17 protein-coding genes and 1 tRNA gene are annotated in these 17,596 nt (G+C 71.7%); 5 read left to right on the plus strand and 13 right to left on the minus strand.

All coding sequences use genetic code 11. The annotated features are described in order from the left end of the window. Positions 1-234 precede the first annotated feature (234 nt). The 7 genes from GGQ83_RS13710 to GGQ83_RS13740 form a co-directional block, all read right to left on the minus strand. Positions 235-309 (minus strand) — tRNA-Gln (locus tag GGQ83_RS13710). Further along, positions 300-1,190, minus strand: coding sequence for a 4-(cytidine 5'-diphospho)-2-C-methyl-D-erythritol kinase (locus tag GGQ83_RS13715; RefSeq protein WP_184384963.1), 891 nt, complete (start codon positions 1,188-1,190; stop codon positions 300-302). The genes GGQ83_RS13710 and GGQ83_RS13715 overlap by 10 nt, the downstream gene beginning before the upstream one ends. Before the next feature lie 8 nt (positions 1,191-1,198). After that, a complete protein-coding gene (locus GGQ83_RS13720; RefSeq protein WP_184384965.1) occupies positions 1,199-2,959 on the minus strand; it encodes a tetratricopeptide repeat protein in 1,761 nt (586 codons plus the stop codon). 105 nt (positions 2,960-3,064) lie between these two features. Further along, positions 3,065-3,733: a class II aldolase/adducin family protein gene (locus GGQ83_RS13725; RefSeq protein WP_311728186.1), complete on the minus strand. Its 669-nt coding sequence runs from the start codon at positions 3,731-3,733 to the stop codon at positions 3,065-3,067. After that, complete coding sequence (locus GGQ83_RS13730; protein WP_184384967.1) at positions 3,730-3,939, minus strand: hypothetical protein; 210 nt, start codon at positions 3,937-3,939, stop codon at positions 3,730-3,732. Before GGQ83_RS13730 ends, GGQ83_RS13725 begins: the two co-directional genes overlap by 4 nt. Then, positions 3,939-4,322, minus strand: coding sequence for a DoxX family protein (locus tag GGQ83_RS13735; protein ID WP_184384969.1), 384 nt, complete (start codon positions 4,320-4,322; stop codon positions 3,939-3,941). Before GGQ83_RS13735 ends, GGQ83_RS13730 begins: the two co-directional genes overlap by 1 nt. A 114-nt stretch (positions 4,323-4,436) precedes the next feature. Then, positions 4,437-6,065 carry an electron transfer flavoprotein-ubiquinone oxidoreductase gene (locus tag GGQ83_RS13740; RefSeq protein ID WP_184384971.1) on the minus strand — a complete coding sequence of 543 codons (1,629 nt, stop codon included), beginning with the start codon at positions 6,063-6,065 and terminating at the stop codon, positions 4,437-4,439. Between the two features lie 167 nt (positions 6,066-6,232). Between GGQ83_RS13740 and GGQ83_RS13745 the strand changes: the two genes are divergently transcribed. The 3 genes from GGQ83_RS13745 to moaB all read left to right on the plus strand — a co-directional run bounded on the left by GGQ83_RS13745 (position 6,233) and on the right by moaB (position 9,508). Further along, positions 6,233-7,042, plus strand: coding sequence for a uracil-DNA glycosylase (locus GGQ83_RS13745; RefSeq protein ID WP_184384973.1), 810 nt, complete (start codon positions 6,233-6,235; stop codon positions 7,040-7,042). A 238-nt stretch (positions 7,043-7,280) separates the two neighbouring features. Beyond that, positions 7,281-8,963, plus strand: a complete 1,683-nt coding sequence (locus GGQ83_RS13750; RefSeq protein ID WP_184384975.1) for a lytic transglycosylase domain-containing protein — start codon at positions 7,281-7,283, stop codon at positions 8,961-8,963. Between the two features lie 5 nt (positions 8,964-8,968). Then, entirely contained in the window at positions 8,969-9,508 is a 540-nt protein-coding gene (moaB, locus tag GGQ83_RS13755) for a molybdenum cofactor biosynthesis protein B (RefSeq protein WP_184384977.1), read from the plus strand. Between the two features lie 129 nt (positions 9,509-9,637). Here the strand turns inward: moaB and GGQ83_RS13760 are convergent, their stop codons facing one another. Next, positions 9,638-10,207, minus strand: a complete 570-nt coding sequence (locus tag GGQ83_RS13760; RefSeq protein ID WP_184384980.1) for a hypothetical protein — start codon at positions 10,205-10,207, stop codon at positions 9,638-9,640. An 81-nt stretch (positions 10,208-10,288) separates the two neighbouring features. Beyond that, entirely contained in the window at positions 10,289-11,260 is a 972-nt protein-coding gene (locus GGQ83_RS13765) for an MBL fold metallo-hydrolase (RefSeq protein ID WP_184384982.1), read from the minus strand. A gap of 112 nt (positions 11,261-11,372) precedes the next feature. Here GGQ83_RS13765 and GGQ83_RS13770 point away from each other — a divergent pair, with 112 nt between their 5' ends. Further along, positions 11,373-11,750, plus strand: coding sequence for a hypothetical protein (locus GGQ83_RS13770; protein ID WP_184384984.1), 378 nt, complete (start codon positions 11,373-11,375; stop codon positions 11,748-11,750). Between the two features lie 6 nt (positions 11,751-11,756). Here GGQ83_RS13770 and argC read toward each other — a convergent pair whose 3' ends face one another. The 4 genes from argC to GGQ83_RS13790 form a co-directional block, all read right to left on the minus strand. Continuing rightward, complete coding sequence (argC, locus tag GGQ83_RS13775) at positions 11,757-12,734, minus strand: N-acetyl-gamma-glutamyl-phosphate reductase (RefSeq protein WP_184384986.1); 978 nt, start codon at positions 12,732-12,734, stop codon at positions 11,757-11,759. A 255-nt stretch (positions 12,735-12,989) separates the two neighbouring features. Continuing rightward, positions 12,990-14,672 (minus strand): acyl-CoA dehydrogenase family protein, encoded by a 1,683-nt coding sequence (locus GGQ83_RS13780; RefSeq protein ID WP_184384988.1) that lies wholly within the window; start codon positions 14,670-14,672, stop codon positions 12,990-12,992. Between the two features lie 63 nt (positions 14,673-14,735). Continuing rightward, on the minus strand, positions 14,736-15,818 hold the full coding sequence (gene opgC / locus GGQ83_RS13785) for an OpgC domain-containing protein (protein WP_184384990.1): 1,083 nt from the start codon (positions 15,816-15,818) through the stop codon (positions 14,736-14,738). Then, on the minus strand, positions 15,815-16,249 hold the full coding sequence (locus GGQ83_RS13790) for a hypothetical protein (RefSeq protein WP_184384992.1): 435 nt from the start codon (positions 16,247-16,249) through the stop codon (positions 15,815-15,817). Before GGQ83_RS13790 ends, opgC begins: the two co-directional genes overlap by 4 nt. Positions 16,250-16,569: 320 nt before the next feature. Between GGQ83_RS13790 and GGQ83_RS13795 the strand changes: the two genes are divergently transcribed. Next, a complete protein-coding gene (locus GGQ83_RS13795; protein WP_184384994.1) occupies positions 16,570-17,571 on the plus strand; it encodes an MFS transporter in 1,002 nt (333 codons plus the stop codon). Positions 17,572-17,596: the final 25 nt, after the last annotated feature.

Below are 17,596 nucleotides of genomic sequence, written 5' to 3' on the forward strand. Positions count from 1 at the left end.
CCAGAACTCGCCCGCCATGATCATGCTCCGCTCAACACAAAGCTTGAATCACACAACGCCGCGTCGGAGCTAGAACTGATTGGGTTTGGAGCCTAGAGCAACATCCGACCGGATGGAATCATCCGGTCGGATGAAGCTGCTCCGGGCCGGGATGCGTTGAGGAGGAACCGCCGGAGCCCGCTCTCGGCGATGGCGGGAGCGGGCTGCGTGAACGCGGCATGTTCCGAAGTCAGCTGGTTGGGGTGCTAGGATTCGAACCTAGGAATGGCGGTACCAAAAACCGCTGCCTTACCACTTGGCTACACCCCAACGGCGCCGGGAGCGTGTAGCGAGGCTTCGGCCCTGCCGTAAAGCCCCCCGCCGCTGCGCCACCACTGGGCGGGAAGAAGGCCCTCCGCCGCATGCGCCTCGGCGGGGGTGGCGAACAGGGCGAAGCAGGTGGCGCCGGACCCGCTCATGCGCGCGAGCAGGGCGCCGGGCAGGGCGGTCAGCGCCGCCAGCACCTCGCCCACTTCGGGGCAGAGGGCGCGGGCGGGCGCCTCCAGGTCATTGGTGAGATGCGCGAGGTCGGCGGCCATGGCGGCGGCGTCGGGCCAGGCGGCGGGAAGGCGGGCCTCGGCCGAGAAGCCTGGCGCGCGGGCACGGAAGACGGCGGGGGTGGCCAGTGGCACGCCCGGGTTCACCAGCAGCAGTCCACAGGGGGGCAGGCGCGGCCCGGGCGAGACAAGCTCGCCCACCCCCTGCATCCGCGCGGGGGAGGAGGCCACGCAGACCGGCACATCCGCCCCCAGTGGCGCGGCCAGCGCCCGCAGCGCGGCGTCATCCAGCCCCGCACCCCACATCCGGTTCAGCAGGCGCAACGCGGCCGCCGCATCGGCCGAACCACCGCCGATGCCCGAGGCCACGGGCAGATGCTTGCGCAAGGTCAGCGCGGCGCGTGGCGCCACGCCGGCGGCGGCGGCCAGGGCGCGGGCGGCGCGCAGCACGAGGTTGTCGGGCTCCGCCTGGAGCGCGGCGCCGAAGGGGCCTTCCAGGGCGAGGCTCAGCCCCTCGGCGGGCGTGGCCGTCAGCAGATCGGCCGCCGGGCCGAACACCGCCAGGCTGTCCAGCAGGTGGTAGCCATCCGCCCGCCGCCCGGTGACGTGCAGGAACAGGTTCACCTTGGCCGGCGCGGCCTCTTCCAGCGTCATGGGGCGGGTCAGCGGCTGGCGGCGCGGGGCAGGGAGGGCATGGCCAGCCCCTGGGCGAGCTTGGTGGTGAGGCGCGCGGCCTCCACCGGGCCTGGCTCCATGGCGAGCGCCCGGCTCCATTGGAAGCGGGCCTCGTTCTGGCGTCCGGCCATCCAGTAGGCATCGCCCAGATGGTCGTTGATGGTGGCGTTGCGCGGTTCCAGCTCCACCGCGCGCTCCAGCCAGAGGATGGCCGCCGGGTAGTCGCCCATGCGGAACATCGCCCAGCCCAGGCTGTCCACTATGTTGCCGTCCTCGGGGCGCAGGGCCAGGGCGCGTTCCAGCATCTCCCGCGCACGGTCGAGGTTGATGCCCTTGTCGGCCCAGCTGAAGCCCAGGTAGTTCAGCACATAGGGCTGGTCGGGCGAGAGGCTGAGCGCGCGCAGCAGGTCCTGCTCCGCGCCGGGCCAATCACCCGCGCGCTCCCGCGAGATGCCGCGGGCGTAGAAGATCTGCCAATCCTGTTCCCGCACTTCGGGCAGGCGGGCGAGTGCCGCGTCGTATGCCCGCACCGCCTCGGCGAAGCGGCCGCGCCGGCGCAGGATGTCGCCCAGATGCAGCAGCGGCTGGGGCTGGGCGGGATGGGCCGCCGCGAGGTCCGCCAGCAGGCGCTCCGCCTCGGGCAGGCGTTCCAGGCGGTCCAGCAGGAGGGCGCGGCGCAGCTGGGCCGGGCCATGCAGGGGGTCACTGGCGGCGACACGTTCCAGCACGGTCAGCGCGGCTTCGTGGCGTTCGGCCTCCGAGAGCGTGTCGGCCAGCAGCATCAGCGCCGGGCCGAAGCTCGGCCGCAGCCGCAACGCCAGGCGCGCCAGCGTGCCCGAGAGTTCCTCCAGCCCATGGCCGCGCAGGGCGGCGCCCAGCGCCACATAGGCTTCCGCCACGCCATCGGCCGGGCTCGCGATGGCGCGGCTGCCCAGCACCTGGGCGCGGGCGGCGCCCTGCGCGGCCAGGGCCATGTCCTCGTGCGAGGCGGCCAGCCCGTCGAGCAGGCGCTGGGCCTCCGTCGTCCGACCCGCGCGGTTGAGAATGCCCGCGGCCAGCAGGCTCATCCGCAGGGTGGGGTCGGGCTGGTCCGCCATGGCGATGCGCAGGAAGCGCTCGGCGTCGCGGGGGCGGTTCGCGATGTCGGCGATCAGCGCCGCATGCAGCGCGTTCAGCGCGCGCAGCCGCCCGCCATCGGCCAGCGGGCGCAGCAGCGCCAGCGCGGCATCGGTCTGGCCGCGCCCCGCCAGGGCCCAGGCGGTGAGGACGGGCTGCAGGCTCTGCACCGCGCCGGGGCGGGGCAGGGCGCGGACACGGGCCTCGGCCCGGTCCCAGCGCGCGCCCACGATCTCGGAACCAAAGAGCACGAGTTGCGCCGAGAGGTTGTCCGGCAGGCGCCGCGCCAGGCGCAGCGCATCGGGCCGCCCATCCATCAGCGCCGCCTGGAAGGCGAGTTGCAGAACGTCGCGCTGCTCGGGCTCGGCCTGGAGCGTCAGCAGCAGCGCGTCGGCCGCGATGCCGTCATCCTGCTCCTCGGCGGCCAAGCGCCCGACCAGGAAGCGGCCGAAGGCGCTGGCCCCGGGCGGTGGCGCCGTGCTGACGACGCCAATGCGCGCGCTGCGGTCCACCGTGCCGCCCGGAAGCGCGCCGCAGCCCGCCAGCAGCCCAGCCGCGAGCAGGCCCGTGGCGAGCCATGCGGCGGGCGGGAGGCGACGGTTCTGAGGGGGGCCAGGGCGGCGGTGAGCCATGCATGTAATGTAGCAGCGCAGCATGGACCCGCGCCATGGTGACGCGCCGAAATTCACACCGAATTGCCACAGTGTTGCCGGCTTGCATCAAGCGCCGACGGGCACTCAACCGGGGCGGGAGATTGCCTGCGGCGAGGGGGCCAAAGGGAGGCGCAGACGCTGGCCATAGCCCTCGAACTGGTCGCGCACCGCCTCCATTTCGGCGGGCGTGAGCAGCGCCGGTTCGAGGCGCGCGGCCAGCATGTCGAGGTATTGCCCGGCCAGGTTCTCCACCTCGCGCGCGAGGGTGGTGGCGGCGCGGATGTCCTGGCCGATGGCCACCACGCCATGATTGGCGAGCAGGCAGGCGCGGCGGCCCTCCAGCGCCTCGATCGCGGTCTCGGCCAGTTCCGGCGTGCCGAAGGTGGCGTAGCGCGCGCAGCGGATGTCGTCGCCCCCGGCCAGCGCGATCATGTAGTGGAAGGGCGGGATGTCGCGCCGCGCGCAGGACAATGCGGTAGCGCGCGGGCTGTGGGTGTGGACCACCGCCATGGCGTCGGGACGCGCGGTGTAGATGGCCTGGTGCAGCCGCCATTCGGAAGAGGGCCGGCGCTGGCCGCCGATCACCGCGCCGGTAACGTCGAGCTCCACCAGTTCGCCCTCGGTCAGCGCCTCGTAGGGCAGGCCCGAGGGCGTGATGATGAACCCCCGGGCCGTGCGGAGCGACAGGTTGCCGGACTTGCTGGGCATGAAGCCCAGCCGGTCCAGCGCCTGCGCGGCCTCGATGAGGTTCACTTGGCCTTCTCTCGCCGCTGGCGCTCCTCCGCGATGGCGCGGGCATGCGCCACCGTGCTGCGCTGGAAGCGCACGATCAGCGCCGCCCAGATCACGACCAGCAGCAGCGCCCAGAGGAAGCCGTGGTGGCGCAGCACGAGCGTCGCCGCCACGATCCAGCCCAGCGACAGCACCATGCCCTGGCGCAGCAGCGAGAGCAGCGGCATCAGCGGCGCCGCGCGTCCAGGCTCCACGGCCCAGGGCCCGCGAAAACCAGGTAGAGGAAGACGAAGCAGTAGAGGATGGCCGCGTCACCGCCGTTCAGCGTGGGGAAGATGCTGCGCGGCGCATGGGCGATGAAATAGGCGAAGGCCATCAGCCCCGACAGGACGAAGGCGGTAGGCCGCGTGAAGAGCCCGATGATGAGCAGCACGCCGCCCACGATCTCCAGCGCGCCCGCCACCCACAGCATCGAGAGGAAGTCCGGCATGCGTGTGGCCGCGGGAATGCCGAGCAGCTTCTGCGTGCCGTGCAGCAGGAAGATGAAGGCGGTGACGACGCGCAGCACGCTCAACACATGCGGCGCGTAGCGGGTGAGGGAGTTGGTCATGTGATGTCCTTCCGGCGGGCCCGGCGGCGAATCACCGGGCACATGCAGAAGCTTGTGCGTCGGGGATGCGGGGTTGCGAAGTGACGGATTGTCACAGCGCCCCCCGTGCCCGTCTCACATGCCGCCCGGATAGTTCGGCCCGCCGCCGCCCTCGGGCGTGCGCCAGTCGATGTTCTGGGTGGGGTCCTTGATGTCGCAGGTTTTGCAATGCACGCAGTTCTGCGCGTTGATCACCAGCGCGGGCTTGCCCTCCTCCACGCCCACCGCCTCATAGACGCCGGCGGGGCAGTAGCGGCTTTCGGGGCTCGCGAACTTCTCCCAGTTCTCGCCCAGCCACTTGCCGGGGTCCTTCAGCACCAGATGGGCGGGCTGGTTTTCCTCGTGGTTGGTGTTGGAGAGGAACACGGAGGAGAGGCGGTCGAAGGTCAGCACGCCATCGGGCTTGGGATAGGCGATGCGCGGGGCGTCGGCGGCCTTCTTGAGCGACTCATGGTCCTGGTGGTGCTTCATGGTCCAGGGCGCCTTGCCGCGGAACAGGTAGGTGTCCAGCGCCGCATTCGCCATGCCGCCCCAGAAGCCGAACTTGGCGAAGCCGTTGCGGATGTTCCGCACACCCTTCAGCTCCGTCCACACCCAGGACTGCGCCAGCTTCTCGGGATAGGCGTCCAGCACCGGCGGCCGCGCCTCCTGCGCCAGCGCCTCCGCCAGCGCCTCGGCCGCCACCATGCCGGACTTCATGGCGGTGTGCGTGCCCTTGATCTTGGGCACGTTCAGGAAGCCCGCGCCGTCGCCGATCAGGGCGCCGCCGGGGAAGACCAGCTTCGGGATGGCCTGGAACCCGCCCTCGTTCAGCGCGCGCGCGCCATAGGAGATGCGCTTGCCGCCCTCCAGCATCTTCCGCACCTCGGGGTGGGTCTTGAAGCGCTGGAACTCCTCGAAGGGCGAGAGCCAGGGGTTCGGGTAGTCCAGCCCCACCACGAAGCCGATCGAGACCAGGTTGTCCCCCAGCATGTAGAGCCAGGAACCGCCATAGGTGTCCGACTTCAGCGGCCAGCCCGTGCTGTGCCAGATGAGGCCGGGGGTGTGCTTCTCCTTCGGGATTTCCCAAAGCTCCTTCATGCCGAGCGCATAGGTCTGCGGCTGGCAGTCGGCGCGGAGGTTGAAGGTCTCGAAGAGGCGCTTGGTCAGGCTGCCGCGGCAGCCCTCGCCGAACAGCGTGTAGGTGGCGCGCAACTCCATGCCGGGCTGGTAGTCCGGGCCCTTCTCGCCATTCTTCTGGATGCCCATGACGCCGGCCACGACGCCGCGCACCTGACCGTCCTCGATGATGGTCTCGGACGCCGCGAAGCCCGGGTAGATCTCGACACCCAGCGCCTCGGCCTTGGCACCCAGCCAGCGCGCGACATTACCCAGGCTGACGATGTAGTTGCCGTGGTTGTTCATCTGCGGCGGCGTGGGCAGCTTGAAGGCGCGCTTCTCGGTCAGCAGCATGAAGCGGTCCTCGCCGGCGGGCGTCGCCAGCGCCGGCGGGTCGTCGCGCCAGTCGGGGATGAGTTCATCCAGCGCGCGGGGTTCCAGCACGGCGCCGCTCAGGATGTGCGCGCCGACCTCGCCGCCCTTCTCCACCACGCAGACGGCGGCATCGGGATTGAGCTGCTTCAGCCGGATCGCGGCGGCCAGGCCCGCGGGCCCCGCGCCCACGATCAGGACGTCGAACTCCATGCTTTCGCGCTGCTCATCCATGTCCGGCACCTTTCCCCACTGAGGCCGGCCCCAGGCGGGACCGGCGCAATTCTTCCCTCGCACAACGCCCGAACGGGGCCTTCCTCCGCCCGGCGCTGCAAAAAAGCCCGGGTCTGGTAGCGCGGGCGGCGGTTTCACGGAAGCCGATCAGACGCTAGAAGTGGCCGATGGAGGCGGAACGCCAAGCCCTGATCGCGGCACTGGCCTGGCAGGTCGCCATGGGGGCGGATGAGGCGATCATGCCCATGGCGCTGGACCGCGCCGCCGCGCGGCCGACCCCGCCACCAGCCCCGCCCGCGCGACCACCATCAGCGCCCCTTGCCGCGCCTCCGCCCGCCGCCCCGGTGCAGGAGGAGGCCGCTTCCCTCGCCGCCGGCGCCGACAGCCTGGACGCGCTGCGCGAGGCCATGGCCCGCTTCACCGGCAGCCCGCTGCGCGAGACAGCCACCAACATGGTCTTCGCCGACGGCGTGGTGGGCGCACCTGTGATGGTGGTGGGCGAGGCGCCTGGCGCCGAGGAGGACCGGCTGGGCCGCCCCTTCGTCGGTGCCTCGGGCCGGCTGCTGGACCGGATGTTCGCCTCCATCGGGCTGGGGCGTGAGGCAAGCCTCTACATCACCAACATCCTGCCCTACCGCCCGCCCGGAAATCGCACGCCGACGGATGCGGAGCTGAACCTCTTCCTGCCCTTCGTGCTGCGCCATGTGGCCCTGGCCCGGCCGCGTTTCCTGGTGCTGGCGGGGGGTGTGGCGGCCAAGGGACTGCTGCGCCAGCGCGAGGGCATCACCCGGCTGCGCGGTCGGTGGCACCAAGTATCGTTATTTGACGGGCAAGTCATTCCTGCGCTGCCGACACTACATCCTGCTTATATTTTGCGTAACCCGCTGGCCAAGCGAGATGCCTGGGCCGATCTGCTGTTGTTGCGACGCAGCATAGAAGATGGCGAGAATGTGGCGAATGGTCAGGGTCGGGATTAACTTCACCACAGCCGCTGGTTGAATCTTCCCGTCTTCGGCTTTTCTTCAGGAATATCGCTTGCCAAGCCGGAGAACGGGTTGCTAACCCTGCCGGGCCATGAGCGCGATGAGCCCTCTGGCCCGTTGCGCCATGGCCGCTTCCGCCGTCATGGCCATGGTCGTGACAATGCCCTGCGGGGCATTCGCGGAACGGGCCGCACCACAAGATACCCCCTCTCGCGTGCGGGTCGCGGCCTCTATGGAGGCGTCCTCGCTGCCGCAGCCGCTCTCCACGGCGGATGCTGCCCGGCTGCGCCGTGCCTTCGAGGCGCAGGCCCGCGGCGACAGCGCCGCCGCCCAGCGCGAGGCCGACCGCGTCGCCGATCGGCGCCTGCACGGGCACCTGCTGGCCAAGCGGCTGCTGCGCCCCGGGGGCGCGCCCTCGGCATCGGTTCTGCACGCCTGGTTGCTCGAACACGCCGATTTGCCCGATGCGCCGGCGATCCATGCCACCCTGATTGCGCGCCTGCCCAGGGGCGCCGCCGCGCCGCCGCCGCCCGCCGAGGCGGGCGAGGCCGCGCCCACCGAAATTCCGGAAGATCAGCGCCCGAGCGCGGCCCTGGTCCGCCGCGCCGCGCTGGACCGCGCCGTGCAGGGCCGCCTGGCCGAGGGCCGGCCGGACCTCGCGCTGCGCGCCGTCACCTCCGCCGCCGGCATTGGCCAGGCTTATGGCGCCCAGCTTCGCGCCGAGATCGCGCAGGTCGTCTTCCGCCAGGGCGACCATGCCGAGGCGCGGCGCCTGTCGGAGGAGGCGTTGGGCCTCGACGGCGCCAACCCCGCGGCCGCCCACCAGGCGGGGCTCTCGGCCTGGGCGGGTGGGGACTACGCCGCCGCCTTCGCCTATTTCGAGCGCGCCGCCCGCTCCGACCGCGCCGCGTCCGCCCTGCGCGCCTCATCCGCCTATTGGGCCGCCCGCGCCGCCGTCCGCGCCCGCCGCCCGGCCCAATACGCCCCCTGGATGCTGCTGGCCGCGCAGGAGACGCGCACCTTCCATGGCATGATCGCCCGCCGCGCGCTGGGCCTGCCGCCCGGCCTGGCCTGGGAGCGCGATGTGGAGGATGGCGGCACCGCGGCCCTGCTCGCCGCGGCCATCGCCGAGACGGCGGGCGGATGGCGGGCGCTGGCTTTGTTGCAGATCGGCCAGCATGAGCGCGCGGAGGCGGAATTGCGCCTGCTGCATCGCCGCGCCCGCAACAATCCCCGCATGCTGCAAGGCATCCTGGCCGTAAGCCAGCGCGCGGGCTTCACCGAACTGGCCTCGCTGGCCGCCGAGGATCTGCCGAGCGAGGGCAGCCTCGCGCGGGATTCCGCGCGCTACCCGCTGCCCACCCTGATGCCGCCCTCCGGCTTCCGCCTCGACCCCTCGCTGCTCTACGCGCTGGCCCTGCAGGAAAGCCGCTTCAACCCGAACGCGGTCTCGCGCGCCGGGGCGCGGGGGCTGCTGCAGATCATGCCCGCCACCGCCAGCTATGTGGCGAGCGACCCCTCGCTGCGCCGGGGAGCGGGGGCACGCCGGCTGCATGACCCGGCCTTCTCGCTGGAGATCGGGCAACGCTACCTGCACTATCTGGCGCGGCAGCAGGCGGTGGGCGGCGACCTGATCCGGCTGCTGGCGGCCTATAATGCGGGGCCGGGGAACCTGTCGCGGTGGCTGAACTCCATCGCCCATGCGGAGGACCCCATGCTCTTCATCGAGAGCATCCCCATGGCCGAGACCCGTGCCTTCGTCCGCCGTGTGCTGACCTTCTCCTGGATCTACGCGAGCCGGCTCGACCTGCCCACGCCCAGCCTGGACGCGCTGGCGGCCGGGGAGTTCCCCCGCTTCTCCGGCACCGACGAGGTCACGGCGATGTTGCGCGAGCGGCCGCGCCTCGCCAACTAGGGCCCATGCCCATTGATCCGAACGGCACCTTCGTGCCGGTGAACATCGCCATCCTGACGGTCTCCGACACGCGGGACCTCGCCTCCGACCGCTCGGGCGACACGCTAGCCATGCGGATCGAGGCATCGGGCCACAAGCTCGTGGACCGCGCCCTGCTGCGCGACGAGGCCGACCTCATCGCCGGGAAGCTGCGCGACTGGATCGCGGACCCGCAGGTGGATTGCGTCATCACCACGGGCGGCACCGGCATCACCGGCCGCGACGTGACGCCCGAGGCCTTCGCCCGTGTCCTGGAGAAGGAGATCACGGGCTTCGGCGAATTGTTCCGGATGCTGAGCTACCAGAAGATCGGCACCTCCACGATGCAGTCGCGCGCCATCGGCGGCGTGGCGGGGGGTACCTACCTGTTTGCCCTGCCGGGCAGCACCGGGGCGGTGAAGGATGCCTGGGATGATATCCTGGTCTGGCAGCTCGATGCGCGGCATCGCCCGTGCAACCTGGTGGAACTGATGCCGCGCCTGAAGGAGCATTTGGCTCCCGGCTGAACCGGGAGCTGCCGAGCGGCCGATTCATGCCTTTGGCGATTCGCCAAAGGCGATCAGACGCTGCTCTAGAAGCCAAGTTTTCTAGAGCAAGAAATCCGACCGGATGATTCCATCCGGTCGGATATCGCTCTAGCCCTCGAACACCGCCGCCAGTTCGCCCAGCAGCTTGCGCTCCACGGCCGAGACGCGGTTGCCCAGGCCCAGGAAGCCACCGGCCGCGTCGGCCACCGCCTCGGCCTGGCCCAGCACCACGTCGCGCAGGGCGTGGCGCTGCTCGAGCGGCATGTCCGCCACCAGGGCATGGGCATAGGCCTTCCAGGCGGCCAGCAGCTCGGCGCCCGGCGGCTGGGCCAGCCATTGTTCCAGCAGCTTGTGCCCGACATCGCCGGCCTTCAGCCCCGCCTTGTGCGCGCCGGAGAGGACCGCGCTGCGCTCCTCCGAGGAAAGGGTGCCATCGGCCCAGGCCACCATCACCAGCGGCGCCAGGGCGAAGGCGGCGAAGGTCTGGGCACCGATGCCCAGGCCCGTCAGCCGGTCCAGCACCGCGGCGTCATTGATGCCGGAGGCCGCGGCGAGCGCCGCATGGGTGCTCTGCGCCGGGTCGGCCTCGCGCAGCTGGCGCAGCAGGGCCTCGTTGTGGCGTGCGAAGAAGGCCTCTTCCAGGGCCGCGCGCCGATCCTCGAAAATCCGTTCCGACATGGTGTCCTCACCCTGCGTGGCGCCGCGCCCTGGATGGGCGCGGCCCGCTTCGGCGTGAACATGCCATGTTGCGGCGCGGGATTACACCACCCCCGACCAATCCGCCGGCGCGAAACGGTAGCCCTGCCCGTCGCGCACCATCATGCCATTGGAAGGGAAGGGGAAATGATAGCCGGTGACGCGCATCCGTTCGCTCGACACGCGGTCCATGATGCGGCGGCGGGCGGCGGCGGCGGCGTCGCCATCCATGTCGAAGACGATCTGCCAGTCCGGGCGGCGGGCGTTCACCTCGGGCCTGTTCGTGATGTCGGCCAGGTACATCATCTGCGCGTCGCCATCGGCCACGTGATAGAGCGTGTGTCCCGGCGTATGGCCATGCGCCGCGACGGCGCGGATGCCGGGCAGCACCTCCGCCCCGTCCTCCACCTGGCGGATGCGGGCGCGGTAGGGGGCGAAGCGGCGGGTGGTGTTGGCGAAGGTGCCGCGCTGGCCCTCCGGCGCGCGGGCGGCATTGCCCTCATCGGTCCAGAAGGCCCATTCGGCGGCGGGCACGATGATCTCGGCATTGGGGAAGACCACCTCGTTCTGCGCGGTGGTCAGGCCCGTGATGTGGTCGCCATGGAAATGGCTGACCACGACGGCATTGACGCGTGCCGCATCCAGCCCTGCCGCGCGCATGTTGGCGGCCAGCATGCCGGCCGTGGGGGCCATCTGCGCGCCCGTGCCGGCGTCGAAGACGATGAGGCCGCGCGGGGTTTCCACGAAGGTGATGGTGAAGGGGACGGTCAGCGTGTCCTGCGGCATCCCCTGTTCGGCCAGCAGGGCCTGGACATCGGCGGTGGGGGCGTTGCGGACGAAGCCCTCGACGGGGCGGCGGAAGAACCCGTCATGCACGGTGGTGACGGTGAAGCCGCCCAGCTTGAAGCGGTAGAAGCCCGGGGCCTGCTGGGCGGCGGCCGGGGCGGCGGCGGGCGCCTGGGCCGCGGCGGGCAGCGCCAGCGCCGTGGCGAAGGCCGCCGAGCCGGCGAAGAGGGTGCGACGTTCTGCACGCATGGAAGCGATCCCTGTCTTTCCTGGATGGAAAGGATATGGGCCGCAAGATGCCTTCGGACAGGGGGAGGGTTCCGCTTGGACGGGAAGGGCCATGATGGCAATATGGATCAGTATGACGCGCCTCAGACCGCTCGTGGACCTGTCCATCCGGCGTGCCTGCGCCTTCGCGACGCTGGCCATCGTGCTGGTGGTGGGCTCCCTGATGTTCGACCCGGTGCTGGCCCTGCGGGTCGGTGGGGCGGCCTCCACCCTGGTGGCGATGGCCCTCTTCGTCGCGGCCTGGCGGGCGCCGCGGCGCGATGTGCGCGACACCGAGATCTACGGGTTGCTTCGCAGCGCGAACCCGCCGCTGGCCTATCTCTCCGAACCCGGCACCAAGGCGCAGATCGCGGCCGTGCTGCGGGAGCGGCTGCTGTGGCATGCCGAGCGCGCGCTCTATGTGCCCCTGGTGTTCTGGGCCCTGGCGCTGGTCCTGGCCTTGGTGACCTGACGGCCCTCACGGCCAGACGGGCATGCCCTCCAGTCCCAAGGTCTCGGGCAGCCCGCAGATCAGGTTCGCGTTCTGCACCGCCTGGCCGGCCGCCCCCTTGCCCAGATTGTCCACCACGCCCATCGCCATGACCAGTTCGCGCGTCGGGTCGGCCGCGTAGCTGACGAAGGCGAGGTTGGAACCGGTGGCCCATTTGGTCTGTGGCGGCTTGTCGGTCACGCGGATGAAGGGGCGCCCGGCATAGAAGCGCCGCGCCGCCTCCAGGCAATCCTGCGTGGTGGCGCGGCCACGGCAATAGATGGTGGCGAGGATGCCCCGGGTCATCGGCACCAGATGTGGCGTGAACACCAGCCCGGCCGCGCTGCCGTCGCTCAGTTGCTCGATCGTCCGCGCCATTTCGGGCATGTGGACGTGCTGGAGCAGGCCGTAGGGCACCAGGTTCTCGTTGCTTTCGGCATAGCCGAAGCCGCCGCCGCCGCCGCCCCGGCCGGCGCCCGAGATGCCGGTCTTGGCGTCGATCACGATGTTGCCGGGCGCGACTAGGCTGTTGGCCAGCAGCGGCGCCAGCGCGGTCAGCGCCGCCGCCGGGAAGCAGCCGGGGTTCGCGACACGGGTCTGGCCCTTGATCCTGTCGGGCCAGACATCGGCCAGGCCATAGGCCCAGCCTTCGGCGTCGCGGTGATCGCCGCCGATGTCCACGATCTTCACCTCGCCTGGGATGCGCGCCAGCGCCGCGGCCGAACGGCCCGTGGGCAGCGAGGCGAAGAGCAGGTCGAGGCTGGGTAGGGCGTCGGGGTCCCATGTCTCGATCACCATCCCGGCCAGCCTGGCGGGTGCGCCCGGAAAGCGGTCGCCGAGGCGGCTGCCGGCGCTGCCTTCGCCCGCCGCGTAGGTGAGTTCGAAGGCCGGGTGGCCGGCGATGAGGCGCAGGGCCTCGCCGCCGCCGAAGCCGCTGATGCCGACAATGCCGACGCGAAGGGTCATGGTGCTGTCCTGCTGCTGGAAATGGGCAAAGAAAAACCCCCGAAGCCAGGGGCTGCGGGGGTTTCGAGATGCGGGCCGGTGCCGCCTCGGGGGTGGGCCGCTAGGGCGCGGCGCTCACCGGGGAGGGGCTTGTCTGCACGCAGCCACGAAAGCCGCCGCTGGGAAGCAGCAACGGCGTCGGTTCGCGGTGCGGAGGCGGAGCCCGTTCATGGGTGGAAGCCTATGGGCGGCACGCGACGACTGTCAACGCGCGGTCTATGCCGCGTCCAGCAGGCTCGGAAGAAGCGCCGCGTCCGGGTCCTCCGGCGAAAGCGGGTCGCGCGGCAGCACGCGGTGGCGCAGCACCATGGCGGCAAGTGCGGCGCGGTTGGCATCGCTGGTGCGCGCGGCCTCCCAATTCATCGCGGCCGCGCTGGTGAGGTGATAGAGCGCACCCGCCGCCGCCCGGGCCAGCGCCTCGTCCCCGCCCGCGCGTTCGGCCAGCGCCACCGCACGCGCCCAGGCCTGCGCCGCGCCGTCCAGCGGCGCCTCGGCCAGCAGCGCGGCCACATGGGCGGAGAGGGCCTCCAGCGACCCCTCGCGCTTGGCGGCCCGCAGCACATCGAGTGCGACGATGTTGCTCGTGCCCTCCCAGATGCTGCCGAGATGCGCATCGCGCAGCAGCTTGGCCTCGGGCCATTCCTCGATGTAGCCGCAGCCGCCGCGCACCTCCATCGCATCGCCGGTCACGGCGCGCGCGTCGCGGCAGGCGCGGTATTTCAGCAGGGGGGTCAGGATGCGGAGGAGGGGTCGCGCCGCCTCCTCGCCGGCATCGCTGCGGCGCAGGGCCTCGGCGGTCTGGAAGACCATGGTGCGGGCCTGCTCCGCGCGCATGAGCATCTTCGCCAGCTGCCTGCGCATCAGCGGCATCTCGACGAGGCGCCGGCCGAAGGCCTGGCGGTTGCGGGCGACATGCAGCGCCTCGGCCACCGCGCGGCGCATCATGCCCGCGGCCCGCACCCCGTTCGACAGGCGGGAGTTGTTCACCATGTCGGCCATCTGCTTGAAGCCGGCCTCGGGGTCGCCGATGAGCCAGGCGCGCGCGCCCTCCATCCGCACCTCGCCACTCGCCATGCTGCGCGTGCCGAGCTTGTCCTTCAGCCGCACGATGCGAAGGCTGTTGGGCGTGCCGTCGGGCAGGGTGCGCGGCAGGAGAAACAGGCCCACGCCCTTCAGGCCGGGCGGCCCGCCCTCGATTCGCGCCAGCACCAGGGCGAGCTCCGCATCGGGGTTGGAGCAGAACCACTTGTCGCCATGCAGCGCGTGGGTGCCGTCATTGCGCGGGGCGGCCGTGACGGCGGTGTTGGCGATGTCGCTGCCCGCGCCCTGCTCGGTCATGAACATGGCACCCTGGTGCAGCGCGTCCATGTCCTGGCTGGTCAGCAGCGGCAGATAGCGTTCCACCAGCTCCGGCTGGCCGTAGCGGCGCAGCGTGCGCGCCAGGCTGTCGGTCATGGAGAGCGGGCAGAGCAGCCCGAATTCCGCCTGGGCGAACAGGAAGGTGAGCGCGTATTTGGCGGCCGGCGGCAGGGGCGTGGCCCAGCCGAACACGCCCGCGCGGTGGCTCATCGCGGCCAGGCCGAATTCGCCGAAGGCCAGGCGCTCCATCTCGCGATAGGCGGGGTGGTATTCGATGTGCTGCGCGTCCTCGCCGCGCCGGCTGCGGTGGTGCAGCTCGGGCGGGTTGCGGTCGGCGGTGGCGGAGAGCCCGTCCAGCGCGCCGCCGGCCAGGGCGCCCAGCTGGTCCAGGCGCGGCTCCAGCACCGCGCGCAGATCGGCGGGCAGATAGAGCGGCAGCAGCCGCGCGAAGGCCGGGTCTGCCCGCCAGAGGTTGGTGCCGGCCGAATCCGGCACCGCCTCGGGGCCGATTGGCGCGCGGCCGATGGGAGTGATGTGCATGGCGCCCTCCGGATGTCTTGGCCCCGAGTGTGCGCCCGATGCCCACCTGCCGCCAAGCCGCGCTCAGCGCCCCGCCACCGTCGCGGATGGGGCGGCGGCGGGCCTGGCGCGGCGGTCCAGCCGCGCGGCGAAGCCCGCCAGCACCAGGGTGCCGCTGGCCAGCAGCAGGGGCTCCAGCCAGGGTTGCGCGCCAGGCATTTCGGCCAGGGCGAGGCTGGCCAGGTAGGACAGGAAGAGGCCCAGGCTGAACACCGGCAGGCTCTGCCGCCCGATGGCGCCGAGCACGCGGCCCAACCGCCCCCGCGCCCAGCCCACGCCGATCGGCACCAGGGCGGCCACCAGCCAGGCGAGGGCCACCGCATGCAGCAGCCGCAGCGGGGCCAGCTGTTCCTTGCCGGTGAGGACGAGCGGCAATCTGTCCGTCACCCGCATCCACAGCCCCAGCCCCAGGATGGCGAGCGCCGCGGCCAGCAGTGCCGGGTGGAAGCGGACGGCCCGCCCATGCCGCAGGGCCTGGCGCCCGAACCAGGCGCCCAGCAGGAACAGCGCGACCCAGGCGGGCGGGCTGAAGGCCAGCGTGGTGCCGCCCAGCCCCGGCCAGTCGGCCGGAAGGAACTGCGCCGCCACATACATCGCGGCCGGCAGCCAGAGCGCCCGCGCGCCATGCCGCGCCGCCAGCCAGGAGAAGACCGGCAGCACCGCCATCGCCATCAGGAAGACCGGCAGGATGCCCATGAAGGGCGGTTGGCAGAGCAGCACCGCGCCGCCCAGCAGCGCCTCCCACGGGCGTTTGATGGCGTGCGGCCAGACCTCGACATCGAAGCGGGTGGAGGCCAGCGCCACCATCAGCCCGAAGCTGATGAAGACCAGCATGTGCATGCGCCACAGCCGTGCCATGCGGGTGGCCAGGTCACGGCAGGCCTGGGCGAAGCCGTGCCGTGCCTGCTTCCAGAGAAAGACCGAGCCCAGGCCGAAGCCCGAGAGGAAGACGAACTGTTCGGAACTGTCCGACAGGCCCCAGGCAGGGTGGATCATCCAGGCGGCCGCCACGCTGCCGGAGATGTGCGAGATGAAGATCGTCACCTGCAGCCAGCCGCGCAGCGCGTCGAGCCGCGCATCGCGCGCCGGCGACGCCAGGGCGTTCATGCCGCGGCGCCACGCGGGACCAGGCGCGGCAGGTCGCTCCGGTGCGCCACCACCAGGAAGACGCCCATGGCGAGGGTGAACAGCGCCTCCTTGAACAGCATCGCGCCATCACCGTAGGGGTCTATGCCGATGGGCCCCAGCACGTGCAGGAAGATGGCCCCGCCCATCAGCCCCACCGTCATCAGCCCGCCCAGGAGGCGCGTGGGCTGGTTCAGCACCAGTGCCGCCGCCACGATCTCCAGCAGCACCACGCCCCAGCGCAGCTGCGGCTCCAGCGCCGGCGCGCCGATCCAGTTGGCAAGCGGCAGGAAGACGCCCTCGATGGAGCCCTCCGCGCCATTCAGCTTGAACTGGGAATAGTAGAAGAACTCCCAGGCGATCCATCCGGCGGCGAGCCAGGAGAGGGCCCAGAAGAGGCGGCTGCGCGACATGCGGGGCATCCTTCCCGGGTCCATGCGGCCCGGCTGGCTGGTTTTCGCCAGGGGTGCATGCGAGGTTACGGGGCTGATGCCCGCCTCTCTCCAACTGGCCGCATGAGCCATTCCCACTCCCGCCGGCCGGCTGGCCTTGGCGCGGCGCTGGCCGTCACGGGCCTCGCGCAGTCGCTCGCCACGCTGGCGGTCTTCGCGCTGCCCGTGCTGGTGGCCCAGGCCGCGCCGGATTTCGGGGTGGGGGTGGCGGTGATCGGCTACCAGGTGGGGCTGGTCTACGTCTTCGCGGCGCTGACCTCGGCGCGGGGCGGGGCGGTGCGGTGCTGCGGCGGGTGGGGCCGCTGCGCACCACGCAGCTCGCATTGGTCTGCGCGGGCTGTGGCGCGGCGCTGCTGGCCAGTGCCAGCCCCTGGATCGCCATCGTCGCCTCGGCCCTGCTGGGCGGTGCCTATGGGCTGACCAACCCCGCCGCCTCGCAATTGCTGGGGCGGCTGGCGCCGGCCTCGCGCCGGAACCTCGTCTTCGCGGTGAAGCAGATGGGCGTGCCGCTGGGCGTCGCGCTGGGGGGCCTCATCCTGCCGCGCGTGGCCGAGGCGGCGGGCTGGCGCGTGGGTCTTCTGGGGGCCGGGGCGGTGCTGGTGCTGCTGGCGTTGGCCATCCAGCCGCTGCGCGCGGGGTGGGATGCGGGGCATGGCGTGGCGTCTGCGGCGCTTGCGCGCTTCCGGCTGCGCGACGCGCCGGCGCTGCACGCGCTGGCGGTGACGGGCGGTGCCTATGCGCTGGTCCAGATCGCGCTGGGCGCGCACATGGTGGCCATGCTGGTGCTGGATTTCGGTTGGGACCCGGTCTCGGCCGGGCTGATGGTGGGGCTGTCCCAGGCGGTGGGGGCGTTTTCGCGCATCGGCTGGGCGGTGCTGGCGGATGCCTGGCAGGGCGGGCTGCGCGTGCTGGTGCTGATCGGCGTGTTCGCCACGCTGTTCTTCGCGCTGCTGCCGCTGGCGCCGGGTGCGGCCACCTGGAAGATCGTGCTGTTGTTCGTGCTGCTGGGCGCGACCTCGACCGGCTGGAACGGCGTGCTGGTGGCGGAATCGGTGCGGCTGGCGCCGGAGGGCGCGCAGGGGGCGGCCTCCGGCGCGGTGCTCTCGCTCACCTTCACCGGCGCGGTGATCGGGCCCACCGCGCTGGCGCTGCTGAGCACCGGCATGGGTGGCTACACCACGGCCTTCGCGCTGGCCGGCATGCTCTCATTGGCCGGGGCCGGCGTGGCATGGTGGTCACGGCGCTTCGCGCCAACTGGTCAGGCCGCGCGGCCTGGGGGATGATCCGCGCAAATCTGTTGAGGAACGC

This window comes from Roseococcus suduntuyensis, assembly GCF_014196305.1.
Classification (GTDB): Bacteria; Pseudomonadota; Alphaproteobacteria; order Acetobacterales; family Acetobacteraceae; genus Roseococcus; species Roseococcus suduntuyensis.

Excerpts from the sequence above, each read along its gene's own strand:
- GGQ83_RS13715 (WP_184384963.1), bottom strand. The coding sequence starts at position 1,190 with ATGACGCTGGAAGAGGCCGCGCCGGCCAAGGTGAACCTGTTCCTGCAC.
- GGQ83_RS13720 (WP_184384965.1), bottom strand. The coding sequence starts at position 2,959 with ATGGCTCACCGCCGCCCTGGCCCCCCTCAGAACCGTCGCCTCCCGCCC.
- GGQ83_RS13730 (WP_184384967.1), bottom strand. The coding sequence starts at position 3,939 with ATGCCGCTGCTCTCGCTGCTGCGCCAGGGCATGGTGCTGTCGCTGGGC.
- GGQ83_RS13735 (WP_184384969.1), bottom strand. The coding sequence starts at position 4,322 with ATGACCAACTCCCTCACCCGCTACGCGCCGCATGTGTTGAGCGTGCTG.
- GGQ83_RS13740 (WP_184384971.1), bottom strand. The coding sequence starts at position 6,065 with ATGGATGAGCAGCGCGAAAGCATGGAGTTCGACGTCCTGATCGTGGGC.
- GGQ83_RS13745 (WP_184384973.1), top strand. The coding sequence starts at position 6,233 with ATGGAGGCGGAACGCCAAGCCCTGATCGCGGCACTGGCCTGGCAGGTC.
- GGQ83_RS13750 (WP_184384975.1), top strand. The coding sequence starts at position 7,281 with ATGGAGGCGTCCTCGCTGCCGCAGCCGCTCTCCACGGCGGATGCTGCC.
- moaB (WP_184384977.1), top strand. The coding sequence starts at position 8,969 with ATGCCCATTGATCCGAACGGCACCTTCGTGCCGGTGAACATCGCCATC.
- GGQ83_RS13760 (WP_184384980.1), bottom strand. The coding sequence starts at position 10,207 with ATGTCGGAACGGATTTTCGAGGATCGGCGCGCGGCCCTGGAAGAGGCC.
- GGQ83_RS13765 (WP_184384982.1), bottom strand. The coding sequence starts at position 11,260 with ATGCGTGCAGAACGTCGCACCCTCTTCGCCGGCTCGGCGGCCTTCGCC.
- GGQ83_RS13770 (WP_184384984.1), top strand. The coding sequence starts at position 11,373 with ATGACGCGCCTCAGACCGCTCGTGGACCTGTCCATCCGGCGTGCCTGC.
- argC (WP_184384986.1), bottom strand. The coding sequence starts at position 12,734 with ATGACCCTTCGCGTCGGCATTGTCGGCATCAGCGGCTTCGGCGGCGGC.
- GGQ83_RS13780 (WP_184384988.1), bottom strand. The coding sequence starts at position 14,672 with ATGCACATCACTCCCATCGGCCGCGCGCCAATCGGCCCCGAGGCGGTG.
- opgC (WP_184384990.1), bottom strand. The coding sequence starts at position 15,818 with ATGAACGCCCTGGCGTCGCCGGCGCGCGATGCGCGGCTCGACGCGCTG.
- GGQ83_RS13790 (WP_184384992.1), bottom strand. The coding sequence starts at position 16,249 with ATGTCGCGCAGCCGCCTCTTCTGGGCCCTCTCCTGGCTCGCCGCCGGA.